This window comes from Nonomuraea sp. NPDC049725, assembly GCF_040674795.1.
Lineage (GTDB): Bacteria > Actinomycetota > Actinomycetes > Streptosporangiales > Streptosporangiaceae > Nonomuraea > Nonomuraea ceibae.
The window spans coordinates 126,896-141,734 of the sequence record NZ_JBFANJ010000002.1 but is presented as its reverse complement, the minus strand read 5'-3'; the positions used below and the strand labels follow the sequence as shown (position 1 = coordinate 141,734).

The window sequence follows — 14,839 nt, the reverse complement described above, 5'->3', positions numbered from 1 at the left end:
GCGCTCTCGCGACGGTACGGTCCTGTCGGGTCAGCCGCATGGCGGGAGACGGGTGGAAGAGACACGTAGCGTTCGCCGGTCGCGCTCCTGGACGGCCGGCCCCTCGTCCCCGCTGTGGACGGGCGGCATCGGGCTGACGGCCGGGCTGCTCGGCGTCTCCGTGGCGGTGCAGTCGAGCCTGGCGGGGACCGGGCGGGAGCTGGCCGGGTCGGTGACCTTGCTGGTGCTGCTGGCCGTGCACGCCAGGTTCGTGCTCGGGCTGCTGACCGGCGGCAGCCCGGGGTGGTGGGCGGCCGGGCTGCAGTCGTGGCTGACCTACCTGCCGCTGCCGCTGTTCGGGGCGGCGTGGACGCCCGTGTGCGGGCTGCTCGCCGGGGCGCTGCTGCTGGCCGCCGACCGGATCCGCTCGTTCGTGCTGGTCGCGCTGGCGCTGGTCACCGGCCCGCTGCTGCTGGCCGCGCCCGACCAGGCGTCGGTGGACCTCGGGTGGGCGGTCTCCGCGCCGGTGGTCGGGCTGGCCGAGTTCGCGGTCGTGAGCCTGGCCGTGCGGGCGCACCGCCTGTCGGAGGCGCGCACCGAGATGATCGGCAAGGCCGTGTCGTTCGAGCGCCGCCGCTTCACCCGCGACCTGCACGACCTGGTCGGCCACCGGCTCACCGTCCTGGTGCTGAAGGTGCAGCTCATCCAGCGGCTGCTGCGCGACGACCTGGACAAGTGTGAGAACGAGGTGCACGAGACGCTCGCGCTGGCGCGCGGGCTGGCCGCCGACGTCCGCGCGGTCGCCCACGGCGTACGGCGCTCGTCGCTGGAGCGGGAGCTGAGCTCGGCCCGCGCGCTCCTGGAATCGGTCGGGGTGCGCTGCCAGGTCAAGGTGTCGTGCCGTGAGCTGCCGTGGGAGGTCGCCGAGGCGCTCACCCACGCATTGCGCGAGGGCGTGACGAACGTGCTGCGCCACGCCACCGCCCGCGAGTGCGTCGTGCACCTGCTGGAACGTGACGGCCTGGTGCGCCTGTCGATCCGCAACGACGGCGTCGGCCCGCCGCGGAAGCCGGGAGACGCCGGCCAGGGGCTGCTCAACCTGGCCGAACGCGTGTCGGTGCTCGGCGGCTGGCTGGAGGCCACGGCCCTGCGCAGCGGCGAATTCACATTCACCGTATATCTCCCGCGCGCCTTATAGTGAAAAATTCACAAATGCGAATTAAATTGCCACACATCAGTCATGTTATGTGTTACTAGACGCAATCCGGGCTTGGCGGGCAATCTCTAACGCATGGATCAGTATGAGCTGTACTGCCTGGCCGACAGATTGTTCTACGACAATCTCGACCACAGCGCAGCCGATGGCGCGGAATTCCCCCGCCGGCCCGTGCCGGAGGGCTGGTTTCATGACACGACCGACACCTGGTGCTATTACGCCCCCACTGGTGAGCCGCCCCTGCCCGCCCAGGGCTGGAAGATCCACGTGTCCGCCCGCGCCGACGACGCCGAGCGCGCCATAGCCGCCGTCTGGGACTACTGCGTCCCGCGCGGCATCGCGTTCAAGTTCCTGCGCGGCGCGCCCGTCCTGATCATGCTGAACTCCAAGGCCGCCTCCCGCGCCTCCAGCGGCAAGCTCGTCACGATCTACCCGCGCGACGAGGGTCAGCTCGAACTCGTCCTGAAGGAGCTCGACGAGCTGCTGCGCGGGGTGCGGGGCCCGTACATCCTCAGCGACCTGCGCTACGGCGACGGCCCGCTGTACGTGCGCTACGGCGGGTTCGCCGAGCGGCACTGCCTGTCCGGCTCCGGCGAGCGCGTGCTCGCCGTCGAGGACGGCGGCGGCAAGCTCGTGCCCGACGTGCGCGGCGCCACCTTCACGGTGCCCCCCTGGACGACGCTGCCCGGCTTCCTCGAACCCCACCTGGCCGCGCGCAACGCCGTCACCACGAGCGGGCTCCCGTACACGATCGAGAGCGTCCTGCACTTCTCCAACGGCGGCGGCGTCTACCTGGCCCGCGACACCGGCACCGGGGAGCGGGTCGTCCTCAAGGAGGCCAGGCCGTACGCCGGGCTCGACGCCGCCGGCCGCGACGCCGTCGCCCGCCTGGAGCACGAACGCGACATCCTGGAACGCCTCGACGGCCTCAGGGCCGCGCCCGGCCTGCGCGGCTACTTCACGCTCGGCGAGCACCACTTCCTCGTACAGGAGTTCGTCGACGGGACGCCGCTGCAACGCCGGCTCGTCCACCGCTACCCGCTCACCCGCGCCACCTGCACCGACGCCGACCTCGCCGACTACACGCGCTGGGCGCTCGACACCCTCGACCAGGTCGAGGCGGCCGTGGACGAGCTGCACGGGCGCGGCGTGGTCTTCGGCGACCTGCACCCGGACAACATCCTGCTCACCGACGACGGCCGGGTCGTGCTCATCGACTACGAGGTGGCCACCCTCACCGGCGACGGCGCCCGCGCCGCGCTCGCCCACCCCGCCTTCGCCGCGCCCCCCGACCGGCAGGGCGCCGACGTCGACAGGTACGCGCTCGCCTGCCTGCGGCTCGGCCTGTTCGCCCCGCAGTGCACGATCATGCTGCCGCTGCACCGGCCCAAGGTCGCCCACCTCGGCGAGCTCGTCACCGAGACCTTCCCCGTGCCCCGCGAGAGCGTGACCCGCGCCGTCACCACGATCCTCGGCGGCGAAACCGAGACCCCGCCCCCGCCGCTGCCCGGCGTCACCCCCTGGCCGCACCTGCGCGACGCCATGGTCAAGGCCATCCGCGCCAGCGCCACCCCCGGACGCGACGACCGGCTCTTCCCCGGCGACGTGGCCCAGTTCAAGCCCGGCGGCGGCCTCAACCTCGCCACCGGCGCCGCCGGAGTCCTGTACGCGCTGGAGGCCACCGGCGCCGGCCGCTTCCCCGAGTACGAGGAGTGGCTGCTCGCCCGCGCCCTGCGGCCCGCCCCCGGCTCCGGCCTCGGCCTCTACGACGGCCTGCACGGCATCGCGTACGTCCTGGACCGGCTCGGCCACCGCCAGACCGCGCTCGACACCATCGGCATCAGCCTGCGCGAGCACTGGGAAGGACTCGAACCGGCGCTGCACTCCGGACTGTCCGGCCTCGGCCTCACCTTCTTCCACCTCGGCTTCCCCGACGAGGCCCGCCGCGCCGTCGAACTGTGCGCCGACCGGCTCGGCGGCCCCGACGACGTGCCCGAGCTCAGCGGCGGCGACAACCCACGCGCCGGCCTCATGTACGGCTCGTCCGGGCCCGCCCTGCTCTTCCTCCACGCCTACGAGCGCACCGGCGACACCGCGCTGCTCGACCTGGCCGCCACCGCGCTCCGCCAGGACCTGCGCCGCTGCCGCCGCGCCGAGGACGGCTCCCTCCAGGTGAACCAGGGCTGGCGGCTGCTGCCCTACCTCGACGAGGGATCCGTCGGCATCGCCCTCGTCCTCGCCCGCTACCTCACCCACCGCCCCGGCGACGAACTCGCCGGCGAGCTGGACGCGCTGCGCCTCGTCGCACGCTCCGGCTTCTTCGTCCAGTCCGGGCTGTTCACCGGCCGCGCCGGCATCGTCGCCGCGCTCGCCGGAGACCCCCTGGCCGACGCGCACGTCAAGGCCCTGAGCTGGCACGCCCTGCCCCACGCGGGCGGGCTCGCCTTCCCCGGCGACCAGCTCCTGCGCCTGTCCATGGATTTCGCGACCGGAACGGCCGGCGTCCTGTTCGCCCTCGGCACCGTGCACGGCACGGGGCACGCGGAGCGGACCGTCCGACTGCCGTTCCTTGAGGCCGCACCCGAGCGGCCTGTCCCCGACGAGCCTCGGAAGGAGGTGTCTTCACATGGTTCTTCTCGACCTGCAGGGTCTTGAGGCTCCCGCGGCCAGCGACGTGGCCAGCGGCGGCAGCACGCTCACGGTTCTCACGTGCCACTCCGGCAAGCCCAGCAACCTGAGTGTCGCCATCTGCCACTAGATCCTGTGGCACGGGTCCCCGCACCGCAGGTGCCGGCGCGGGGACCCGCTCACCTTCATGCCCCCCGAGGAGACGACGGATGCAGGCCGCAGACCGGCTCGTGCTCGACACGGTACGGCGCGGCGGGCCCTGGCCCGCGATCCTCGCCGTCACCGCGATCACCGGCGCCGCCGCCGAACTCGCCCTGCCCTACCTCGTGGGCCGCACCGTCGACGCCTTCACCGCCGCCGCCCCCCAGCAGACGTTCTGGCTCGCGCTCAGCGCCGCCGTCGTCGCCGCCGTCATGCTCTGCGAGAGCCTCGGCGTCTGGGCCCGCGGCGCCAGCGCCGCCCACGCCGCCGCCGGACTCCGCCTGCGCCTCCTGCGCCACGTCCTCGCCGCCGGCCTGCCCGTGACCCGCCGCTACCCCGGCGGCGAGCTCGTCACCCGCACCGGGCTCAACACCGAGGAAGTCGGCCGCGCCCCCGAAGCCGTCACCGGCGCCCTCACCCCGCTCGTCCCCACCGTGGGCGCCCTCGTCGCCCTCGTCCTCATCGACCCCCGCCTCGCCGCCGCCCTCGCCGCCGGCGTGGTCGCCATCCTGCTCGTCCTGCGCGCCTTCCTGCGCACCACCACCGCCGTCGCCGGCGGCTACCAGGAGGTCCAGGGCGAGATCGCCGCCCGCCTCGTCGACGCGCTCGGCGGCGCCCGCACCATCACCGCCGCCGGCACCGCCGACCGCGAGGCCCGCCGCGTCCTCGGCCCCCTGCCCCGCCTGCGCGCCCGCGGCCTCGGACTGTGGCGCGCCAACGCCACCGCCGGCGTCCAGGCGGGCCTCGTCGTGCCCGTCGTCGAGATCGCCGTCCTCGCCGCCGGCGGGCTCCTGCTCGCCGCCGGCGACCTCACGATCGGCGAACTCTACGCCGCCGCCCGCTACGCCGTCCTCGGCGCCGCCCTCAGCGGCGCCCTCGGCTACCTCGGCGGCCTCGCCCGCGCCCGCTCCGCCGCCGCCCGCGTCGCCGAGCTCTTCACCCTCCCCACCCCCCACTACGGCACCCACCCCTTACCGCCGTACCCTCCCAAGCCTTCCGGCACGGCCGGCGGGGCCGCCTCCGGCCGCACCCCCGGCACCCTCGAGTTCCGGTCCGTCACCGCCGCCGGGCTCGCCGTCCCCGAGCTGGTCATCCCCGGCGGCACCGTCACCGCCGTCGTCGGCCGCTCCGGATCAGGCAAGTCCCTGCTCGCCGCCCTCGCCGCCCGCCTCGCCGACCCGTCCGGCGGCGCCGTTCTCCTCGACGGCGTCCCCCTCACCGAACTGCCCCGCCGCACCCTGCGCCGGGCCATCGGGTACGCCGTCGAACGCCCGGTCCTGACCGGCGACACCATCGCCGACGCCCTCACCCCGTACCCCGGCCCCTCCGGCGACGACCTGCCCGAGCACGTCGCCGAGGCGGCACGCGCCGCCTGCGCGGACTCCTTCGTACGGCGGCTGCCGGACGGCTACGACACCCCGCTCGCCGACGCCCCCATGTCCGGCGGCGAACGCCAGCGCCTCGGCCTCGCCCGCGCGTTCGCCCGCGGCGAGCGGCTCCTCGTGCTGGACGACGCCACCTCCAGCCTCGACACCGTCACCGAACGCCAGGTCGCCCGCGCCCTCACCGAGGACCCGCGCGGCCGCACCCGCCTCATCGTCGCCCACCGCCTCGCCACGGCCGCCCGCGCCGACCAGGTCATCTGGCTCGACAACGGCGCCGTCCGCGCCACCGGCCCCCACCGCGACCTCTGGCAGGACCCCGCCTACCGAGCCATCTTCCAATCCACCCCCCACGCCACGGACACCGCCGCCTCGGGCAAGCACCACCCCCCACCCCCGCCCCGCGCGGGGACCCCTTCGGCCCCCGCTCCCCGCCGGGACGGCCACCTTCCGGGTGGCGCGCCCGTCACGGGGGAGGACCGGGCAGCGCCCGCTCCCCGCGCGGGCGAGGGCCGCGCGGGCGGTCCTCCCGCCCCCGCTCCCCGCAGGGACGGCCACCTTGCGGGCGGTCCTGCCGCCTCGGGGGAGGGCCGGGCGGCGCCCGCTCCCCGCCGGGACGGTCACCTTGCGGGCGGTGCTCCCAGCTCGGGGGAGGACCGGGCAGCGCCCGCTCCCCGTCAGGGGCAGGGTGGGCTGGCGCCTCGGCAAAGCGAGGGGTTCGGTGGTGGGCGGTGAGGGGGGTGGTGTGGGGGGCGCTGCGGCGGGAGCCGCGGCTGCTGGTGAGGATCGGCGTGTGGTCGCTGCTGGAGGCGGCCCCGGCGGTGCTCATCGGGCATGCCGTCGCGCGCGCCATCGAGGACGGGTTCGCCGCCGGGAGTCCCGGGACGGGTCTGGTGTGGCTGGCCGCGCTGGGCGCCGCGTGGGCGCTGGCGGCCGTGGCCGCGCGCCAGGTGGTGCTCGCCGTCGCCGGGATCGCCGAGCCGTTCCGCGACGACCTGCTCACCCGGGTCGTCGAGGACGCCGTGCACGCCCGCGAGCCGCGCGACAGCGCGGCCGTCGCGCGGGCCGGGCTGCAGGTGGAGCTGGCCAGGGACGCGTTCGCCGCCGTCGTCACCACCGTGCGCGGGTTCGCGTTCACGGTGGCCGGGGTGGTGGTCGGCCTGTCGACGCTGGTGCCGGGCGCGCTCGTGCTGGTGCTGCCCGCGTTCGTGGCGGGGCTGACGCTGTTCCTGGCGTCGCTGCCCGCGCTCGCCCGGCGGCAGCGCGCGTTCCTGGTGGCCGACGAGGAGCTGTCCGACGCGATGACCGGCCTGGCGGGCGGCCTGCGCGACATCGTGGCCTGCGGGGACGAGGACCGCGCCGACGCCCGTCTGTCCGCGCGCGTCGCCCGGCAGGCCGCCGCGGCCCGGTCGCTGGCCAGGATGACGGCGGTGCGCACCGCCGCGCTCGCCGTCGGCGGCTGGCTGCCGGTGGTGCTCGTGCTCGCCGGGACGCCCCGGCTGCTGGCGGGCGGCGCGGGCGCGGGCGTCATCGTCGGCACGCTCGCGTACGTCACCCAGTCCCTCGCCCCCGCCCTGAACGGCCTCATCCAGGGGCTGGGCGTCAGCGGCGTACGGCTCGCGGCGACGCTGGCGCGCATCACCGCCGCGGCCCCGCCCCGCCCACCCGTCTCGGCCCGCCTCACGCCGCCGGGCGCCGAGGTGCGGCTGCGCGGGGTCACGTTCGCGTACGGGCCCCACTCCGAGCCCGTCGTCGACCGTCTGGACCTGCGCATCCCGGAGGGCGACCACCTGGCCGTCGTCGGGCCGAGCGGCGCGGGCAAGTCCACGCTGGCGGCGCTCGTCGCCGGAACCCTGCGGCCCGGCGCCGGCGAGGTCCTCGTCGGCGGCATCCCCGCCCCGGACGTCCACCCGGCCGCCCGCGTCCTCATCCCGCAGGAGGCGTACGTCTTCCGCGGCACCCTCCGAGACAACCTCACCTACCTCCGCGAACCCCCCACCGAAGAGGCGGAGACCCCGGCGGGCGCTGCTGGGGAAGTGCGGGGGGCCGGTTCCGGCGGGGGCCACGAGGTGGACGCGGTGCTGGACCGGGCGGTGGCGGAGCTGGGGGCCCGGGAGCTGGTGGAGGCGGTGGGCGGCTACGGGGCGGTGGTGGATCCGGGGGCGTTGCCGGCGGGGCAGCGGCAGCTCGTGGCGCTGGTCCGGGCGTACGTGGCGCCGGCGCGGCTGGTGATCCTGGACGAGGCGACGTGCCATCTGGACCCGGCGGCCGAGGCGCGGGTGGAGCGGGCGTTCGTGCGGCGGGGCGGGACGCTGGTGGTGGTCGCGCACCGGCTCACGTCGGCGTTGCGCGCCCGGCGGATCCTGCTGCTGGACGGCGGGCGGGCGATCGTGGGCGGGCACGACGAGCTGGTGGCCGCCTCACCGTTGTATGCCGATCTGGCCGGACATTGGGAACCGGAGACCGTGTCATGACAAAAATCGTGAAATATCCAGAAGCGTCCTACTTGCCCCTCGTCGAGAACCTGCACGGCCACGAGGTGCGCGACCCGTACCGCTGGCTGGAGGACCCCGCCAGCCCCGACACCCGCGCCTGGCTGGCCGAGCAGGACGCGCTGTGGCGTGCGGCCCGGCCGCCGCTGCGCGAGCGCTTCCTGGCCCGGCTGACCGAGCTGAGCCGCGTCGGCCTGGTCACCGCCCCGGTGTGGCGCGGCGAGCGGCGCTTCCACCTGCGGCAGGACGCCGGGCAGGAGCACCCGGTGCTGTACTGCGACGACCGGCCGGTGCTCGACCCGATGGAGCTCGACCCGACCGGCCTGACGACGCTCGACGACTGGCAGCCGGACCCGGCGGGGCGCCTGCTGGCGTACCAGCTCTCGCGCAGCGGGGACGAGCGCGCGGACCTGTACGTGGGCGACGTCGCCACGGGCGAGCGGGTCGACGGCCCGATCGGCGGCTGCCGCTACTCGCCGGTGGCCTGGCTGCCCGGCGGCGACGCCTTCTACTACGTACGCTTCCACCAGGGCGTCTACCTGCACCGGATCGGCGAGGCTGAGGACGTGCCGGTGTTCGAGCGCGGCCCGGTCTCCTACGGGCTGACGATCAGCCCGGACGGCCGCTGGCTGCTGATCTCGGCGGGCGCCTCGTACCACGACGTCTGGCTGGCGGACCTGGCGCGCGGCGGGGAGCCGCGCGCGGTGCAGGAGGGCGTGCGGGCGCGCACGGCCGCGGGGGTGGGCCCCGACGGGCGGCTGTACCTGCTGACGGACCGGGACGCGCCGCGCCGCAGGCTGTGCGTGGCCGATCCGGAGGCCCCGGAGCGGTGGCGCGAGCTGGTCGCGGAGGATCCCGAGGCGGTGCTCGGCTCGTTCACCGTCCTTCAGGGCGGCAGGCTGCTGCTGTCGGCGACCCGGCACGCCGTGGGCGAGATCGGCGTGCACGACGCGGAGACGGGGGAGCGGCTGGGCGAGGTGCCGCTTCCCGGGCTCGGCTCGATCGGGCCGCTGACGTCACGGCCGGGCGGCGGGCACGAGGCGTGGTTCAGCTACACCGACGCGGTCACGCCGCCGCAGGTGTGGCGCTACGACGCGCGCCGGGGCGAGGCCACGCTGTGGGCCACCCCGCCGGGGCACGTGCCGGCGCCGGACGTGGAGAGCCGGCGCCTGGAGTACACCTCGGCCGACGGCACCCGGGTGCGGATGCTCGTCGTGGCCCGCCCGTCCGGCGGCGGCCCCCGGCCGGCGATCCTGACCGGCTACGGCGGCTTCGGCATCCCCCTGCTGCCCGGCTACGCCAGCGACTCGCTCGCCTGGGTGGAGGCCGGCGGCGTGCTGGCCGTCGCCGGGCTGCGCGGCGGCGGCGAGGAGGGCGAGGCTTGGCACCGCGACGGCATGCTGGCGCGCAAGCAGAACGTGTTCGACGACTTCACGGCGGCGGCCGAGAAGCTCGTCGCCGACGGCTGGACCACCCCGGACCGGCTGGCCGTCTGGGGCGAGTCGAACGGCGGCCTGCTCGTCGGCGCGGCCGTCACCCAGCGGCCGGACCTGTTCGCGGCGGCGGTGTGCTCGGCCGGGCTGCTCGACATGGTCCGCTATCACCGCAGCGGCCTCGGCCCGTCGTGGGTCGGCGAGTACGGCGACCCCGACGACCCCGAGCAGCTCGCGTGGCTGCTGGCCTACTCGCCCTACCACCGGGTCCGCGACGGGGTGGGCTACCCGGCGACGCTGTTCACGGTCTCGGCGGCCGACACGCGGGTGGACCCGATGCATGCGCGCAAGATGTGCGCGGCGATGCAGCGCGCCACCGGCGGCGACCGGCCGATCCTGCTGCGCCATGAGCCGGACGTGGGCCACGGCGCGCGGGCGGTCAGCAGGTCCATCGCGCTCGCGGCCGACGCGCTGGCCTTCCTGGCGGAGCACACCCGCTCAGATCCACCCGGCTTCGCGGGCGATGCGGATGGCGTCGATGCGGCTGCGCGCGCCCAGCTTGGACGTGCTCCGGTGCAGGTAGTTGCGGACGGTGCCCTCGGCCAGGAACAGTGACGCGGCGATCTCCGGCACCGAGGCGCCCTCGGCCGCCGCGCCGATCACGTCCAGCTCCCGCTGGGTGAGCGGCGCGTCGGACGGGCTCATCGCGGCGATCGCCAGCTCGGAGTCGATCACCCGCTCGCCGGCGGCCACCCGCCGGATCGCGTCGCCGAGCCGGCCGGGCGGCGCGTCCTTGGCCATGAAGCCGCGCACGTGCACGTCCAGCCCGCGCTTCAGCAGGCCGGGCGTGCCCACTCCGGTCAGGATCAGCACCCCGACCTCCGGTAACTCGCGGTGCAGCTCGGCCGCGGCCGACAGCCCGTCCTGGCCGGGCAGCGCGATGTCGAGCACCGCGACGTGGGGCTTGCAGGAGAGCGCCGTGGAGAGGATCCGGTCACCCCGGTCCACCTCCGCGACGATCTCGATGTCCTCCTCGTAGGCGAGCAGGGCGACGAGCGCCCCCCTGACGAGATGCATGTCCTCGGCCAGCAAGGTTCGGATCATCGCGTTCCTCGTGGTCAGGCGGGCAGTCACACAGGGCGTCTCATCCTTACCCAAACGCGCCCCGCTGAAAAGCGGCCATGTCAGATAGGGAATCCGGGTGTGATCATGGTGACGCCGGGGACGGAGCCGATCGAGGCCAGCGCCTTGCCGGCGTCGGCCAGGCCGATCGTCCGGGTGACGAGCTGGTCGGGCTGCAGCAGCCCGGCCCTGATCATCTCCAGCATCGGCGGGTAGGCGTGCGCGGCCATCCCGTGGCTGCCCAGCAGGCTCAGCTCCTGGGAGATGACCCGGTCCATCGGCACCGGCGTGGGCCCGCCGGGCAGCAGCCCGACCTGTACGTGACGGCCGCGCCGGCGCAGGCTCTCGACCGAGGCGGCGCACGTCTGCGGGCTGCCGAGCGCGTCCAGCGACACGTGCGCGCCGCCCCTGGTCAGCTCCCTGACCTGGGCGGCGGCGTCGCCCGCCGAGCCGTCGACGAAGTGGGTGGCGCCCGCCTGCTCGGCCAGGTGGAGCGCGTCGGCGCTGATGTCGACGGCCACCACCCGCGCCCCCGCCGCCGTGGCGATCATGATGGCGGACAGCCCCACGCCGCCGCAGCCGTGCACCGCCACCCACTCGCCCGGCCGCACCCGCCCCACCTGGGCCACGGCCCGGAACGACGTGGCGAACCGGCAGCCGAGCCCGGCAGCGGTGACCGCGGCCATCTCCTCCGGGATCGCGATCAGGTTGACGTCGGCGTGGTCGACGGCCACGAGCTCGGCGTAGGAGCCCCAGTGGGTGAAGCCCGGCTGCGTCTGCCGTTCGCACACCTGCTGGTCGCCGGTGGCGCAGGCCGTACAGGATCCGCAGGCGCACACGAACGGGACCGTCACCCGGGCGCCGGGACGCCAGCCGCGCACCTCGGCGCCGACGGCCTCCACCACGCCCGCCAGCTCGTGGCCGGGGACGTGGGGCAGGACCCGGATGTCCGGGTCGTGCCCCTGCCAGCCGTGCCAGTCGCTGCGGCACAGACCGGTCGCCTCGACCCTGATCACCGCCCCGTGCGGGGCGGGGGCGGGGTCGGGCAGCTCGCGCACGTCGAGCTCTCCACCGAAGACGTCAAAGGCAACCGCTCGCATCTCATGAGCTTAGGGTCAACTGCCGCGGCTCGCGCAAGGGCAGGTGGGAGCCGTGCCCGGCCCCCTACGGCCACAGGTGGACGGGCAGGCCCGACAGCGCCAGCTCGCGGTAGCGGCGCACCAGCCGCTCCCGGTCGCCGCCGAACGCCTTCAGCGTCTCCCGCTGCCAGGCCGCGCCGGTGCGGCGCAGCCGCGTCCGCTGCTCGATGATCTCGAACGCGTCCTCCACGTCCCTGGCGGCCACCCCGGCGCCCAGCAGCGCCGCCCGCGCCTCCGGCAGCAGGCTGAGCACCAGGTCGGCGGCCTCGAACTCGCCGTCCCTGCCCGGCCACGACAGCTTGGCGTCCAGCCCGTGCATGGCCGCCCGGTAGAAGTTCTGGTACGCCTGCGCGAACCGGTAACCGGTCAGGTCGCGCTCGGCCTGCGCCAGCGTCAGCCCGAGCAGGAACGCCGTGTTGGCCGCCATGTCCGCGCACGACGGCCCGGCCGGCAGCGCCCGCATCTCGATGCGCAGGTGGCCGCCGTCGGCCGGGTCGTAGACGGGCCGGTTCCACTGCCAGATCGTGCCCTGGTGCAGCCGGAGCTGCGGCACCTCGGCCGGATCGCCCGCCGCCGTCAGATCGGGCACCACCGGGTCGTAGTCGCGCACGTACCGCTCGAACACCTCGTAGGCGCCCTCCTTCACCCAGTCGGAGCCGAACGTGACCCGCCCGTCTTTGCGGTACAGCCGCTCCACGTCGCGGTCGTCGGCCGCCTCCTCGAACAGCGCGATCCGCGTCTCCTCCCACAGCGTCCGGCCCAGGAACAGCGGCGAGTTGCCGCACACCGCCAGCACCGGGCCGATGGCGAGCTGCGCGGCGTTGAACAGCCGGGCGAACCGGCCGGGCGGCGTGCGCAGGTGCACCTGCCAGGAGGTGTTGGCGCTCTCCAGGATCACGTTCTCCACCGACAGCTCCAGGTCGTCGATCTTGACCAGGAACGGTTCCAGCCGCAGCCGCCGGATGCCCCGGCTCAACGCCTCGTACCGGTTCTCGTCACTGATCGCGTCCGGCGTGAAGTCGTCGGCGTCGAGCGTGGGCAGGATGCCGATCGGCAGCGCCCCGCCCCCGTCGACGGCCGCGTCCACCTTGCGCAACGTCTCCTGGATCTCCGCGCCGAGCCGCTCGAACGGCTGCCCGGCCAGCGGCAGCGGCGTCAGGTTCACCTCCAGGTTGAACCGGCCCAGCTCCAGCACCACGCGCGGGTCGTCGAGCGTCGCCCGGACCTCGCTGTTGCGCGGCAGCGGCCGGCCCGCCTCGTCGACGAGGAACAACTCCAGCTCGGCGCCGATCGTGACCGGGCCCTCGCCGAACCCCGGCCGCTCCAGCAGCCCGCGCAGCACGCCCAGCTGCTCCTCCAGCCGTTCGCCGAACAGCCGGAACTCTTCCTCGGAAAAACGCGCCTTGTGCAGATCCCGTCCCATCACCCCCCTCTGTCCTGGGGGAGCGGGTTGACACCTCCCGCGGCGGCGGACCCTGCGGGGGGACCGGATCGCCGATACCCCCCTGAAAGCCCCGCCACATCAGCCAGACTGGGAACATGGTTCCCACGGACGAGACGCCCTTCACGTTGCGCCGGGCGACCGGCTCGCTGGCCGAGGGGGCGGCCAGGCTGGCCGGCGAGATCGGCGCCGCCTCGGTGGAGGCGGTGCTGGAGGCCGCCAACCGCGACGCGGTCCGCCGGGGCGCCCGCGCGGCGCTCGGCGCGATGAGCCCGCGCCCCGCCGAGTGGTACGCCTTCGACGCCGGCGACCAGGACACCCTCGACTGGTACCCGCAGGGCCTGACCAGCGGCGACGACTCGGGCTCGATCGGCGTGCCGGTGTTCGTGGCGACCTGGTACTACAAGCCGGAGCGGGGGGAGCGGGGCATCAGGGCCACGTTCTTCAGCCCGCGCACGCTGAAATACCGGCACGCGCTGCTCGTGGAGGCCAAGCCCGACGGCGCCTACGCGCCGATCGACATCCACGCGGGCGGCGTCACCTGCCACGGCGACCTGCTGTACGTGGCCGACACCACCAGAGGGCTGCGCGTCTTCGACCTCAACCACGTGCTCGACCTGCGCACCGTCCAGGACGACCTGGGTGACGGCAACCGGGTGGGCCGCCACGGCGGCCGGCTGCACGCCTTCGGCTACCGCTACGTGATCCCGCAGAGTGACTTCTGGCGGGTGGCGGACAAGGGCGCGGTCTTCTCCTTCGCCGCCGTCGACCGGACCTCGGGCACGCTCATCTCCGGCGAGTACGACAACGGCCCGGGCGGCCGGGTCGCCCGCTGGGACCTGCCGCTGGACGGCACGCCCAAGGACGCCCACCTGCTGGGCCACGAGAAGATCCAGGGCGCGCTCTCGCAGGGCGACACCTGGTATCTCAGCCAGTCGCGCGGCAGCTCCGGCAACGGCAGGCTGCTCGTGGACCGCGGCGGCGAGGTGACCGCCAGGCCGTACCCGGTCGGCCCGGAGGACCTGACCGTGCACGACGGCAAGCTGTGGAGCCTCACCGAGTTCCGCGGCAAGCGGGTGATCTTCGGGGTCAGTCTGTGAGGTGCCGTTCGAGCAGCCGCCGGTAGCGGCGGTCGAAGGCGTCGTAACGCTCGCGCAGCTCGCCGCCCGGCCACCCGGGCGGCAGCAGCTCCGGCGGCAGCAGCGGGTCGGCGAGCAGGTGGCGCAGCACCGCCGCCGACACCAGGAACCCCTCGGCCAGCCCCTCGGCGCGGCCGAGCGCCCCCTCCAGCCTGCGGGCCTCGGCCGCCCACCCCTCCAGGTCCCACAGCAGCGGGGTCGGGTCGCCGTGCGGGCGGCCGTCGATCAGCGTGCACTGCGCGGTCACGCTGCCGGGCCAGTCGCGCAGCAGGTTGGCGGGCCGCATCCAGGTGCCCTCGCGCAGCTCGGCCAGGCGCAGCGCGGTCATCGTGTGGCGGAAGGCCGCCCGGTCGGCCGGCGCCCGCCGCTCGGCGGTCACCACGGCGATCTCCCACGTGCCGTCCCACGGCCGGGTGTGCGGGGCGCGGCTCTCGTCCTGCCGGGCCTGGCGCTCCACCAGCCGCTCCGACAGCGTGTAGAGGCCGCCCTCCTGGGTCAGGTCGCCCGCGCCGACCATGCGTGACAGCGCCACCCGCACCGTGCCCTCGGCGATGCCGAACAGCGCGCCGATGCGCACCAGCCGGCGCGCGGGCAGGCTCGGCGGATGGCTGCCGAGCAACGCGCTCAGCACCGCCGACCGGGCACTCAGTCCATTACGCTCTTCCAT

General features: G+C 75.1%; 11 protein-coding genes. 7 read left to right on the top strand and 4 right to left on the bottom strand.

From position 1 onward, the window contains the following. Nucleotides 1-52 precede the first annotated feature (52 nt). From AB0J53_RS05160 to AB0J53_RS05135, 6 genes are all read left to right on the top strand, one after another. The gene (locus tag AB0J53_RS05160; protein ID WP_364168746.1) at nt 53-1,177 is read left to right on the top strand and encodes a histidine kinase; all 1,125 of its coding nucleotides are present in this window, start codon (nt 53-55) and stop codon (nt 1,175-1,177) included. A 93-nt stretch (nt 1,178-1,270) separates the two neighbouring features. Then, nucleotides 1,271-3,850 (top strand): class III lanthionine synthetase LanKC, encoded by a 2,580-nt coding sequence (gene lanKC, locus AB0J53_RS05155; protein ID WP_364168744.1) that lies wholly within the window; start codon nt 1,271-1,273, stop codon nt 3,848-3,850. Next, complete coding sequence (locus AB0J53_RS05150; protein ID WP_156325919.1) at nt 3,822-3,953, top strand: SapB/AmfS family lanthipeptide; 132 nt, start codon at nt 3,822-3,824, stop codon at nt 3,951-3,953. The genes lanKC and AB0J53_RS05150 overlap by 29 nt, the downstream gene beginning before the upstream one ends. 79 nt (nt 3,954-4,032) lie before the next feature. Next, nucleotides 4,033-6,141, top strand: coding sequence for an ABC transporter transmembrane domain-containing protein (locus AB0J53_RS05145; RefSeq protein WP_364168742.1), 2,109 nt, complete (start codon nt 4,033-4,035; stop codon nt 6,139-6,141). Next, nucleotides 6,138-7,880 carry an ABC transporter ATP-binding protein gene (locus tag AB0J53_RS05140; protein ID WP_364168740.1) on the top strand — a complete coding sequence of 581 codons (1,743 nt, stop codon included), beginning with the start codon at nt 6,138-6,140 and terminating at the stop codon, nt 7,878-7,880. Before AB0J53_RS05145 ends, AB0J53_RS05140 begins: the two co-directional genes overlap by 4 nt. Further along, the gene (locus tag AB0J53_RS05135; RefSeq protein WP_364168738.1) at nt 7,877-9,946 is read left to right on the top strand and encodes a prolyl oligopeptidase family serine peptidase; all 2,070 of its coding nucleotides are present in this window, start codon (nt 7,877-7,879) and stop codon (nt 9,944-9,946) included. The genes AB0J53_RS05140 and AB0J53_RS05135 overlap by 4 nt, the downstream gene beginning before the upstream one ends. Here AB0J53_RS05135 and AB0J53_RS05130 read toward each other — a convergent pair. From AB0J53_RS05130 to AB0J53_RS05120, 3 genes are all read right to left on the bottom strand, one after another. Continuing rightward, nucleotides 9,830-10,435, bottom strand: coding sequence for a response regulator transcription factor (locus AB0J53_RS05130; protein ID WP_364168736.1), 606 nt, complete (start codon nt 10,433-10,435; stop codon nt 9,830-9,832). The genes AB0J53_RS05135 and AB0J53_RS05130 overlap by 117 nt on opposite strands. An 80-nt stretch (nt 10,436-10,515) precedes the next feature. Beyond that, nucleotides 10,516-11,553: a zinc-dependent alcohol dehydrogenase family protein gene (locus AB0J53_RS05125; RefSeq protein ID WP_364168734.1), complete on the bottom strand. Its 1,038-nt coding sequence runs from the start codon at nt 11,551-11,553 to the stop codon at nt 10,516-10,518. 64 nt (nt 11,554-11,617) lie between these two features. Then, on the bottom strand, nt 11,618-13,015 hold the full coding sequence (locus AB0J53_RS05120) for a glutamate--cysteine ligase (RefSeq protein ID WP_357593146.1): 1,398 nt from the start codon (nt 13,013-13,015) through the stop codon (nt 11,618-11,620). 116 nt (nt 13,016-13,131) lie between these two features. Between AB0J53_RS05120 and AB0J53_RS05115 the strand changes: the two genes are divergently transcribed. Next, nucleotides 13,132-14,133: a hypothetical protein gene (locus AB0J53_RS05115; protein WP_364168732.1), complete on the top strand. Its 1,002-nt coding sequence runs from the start codon at nt 13,132-13,134 to the stop codon at nt 14,131-14,133. Here the strand turns inward: AB0J53_RS05115 and AB0J53_RS05110 are convergent. Next, nucleotides 14,123-14,839, bottom strand: a complete 717-nt coding sequence (locus tag AB0J53_RS05110) for a PaaX family transcriptional regulator C-terminal domain-containing protein (RefSeq protein WP_357593150.1) — start codon at nt 14,837-14,839, stop codon at nt 14,123-14,125. The two genes, AB0J53_RS05115 and AB0J53_RS05110, sit on opposite strands and share 11 nt — an antisense overlap.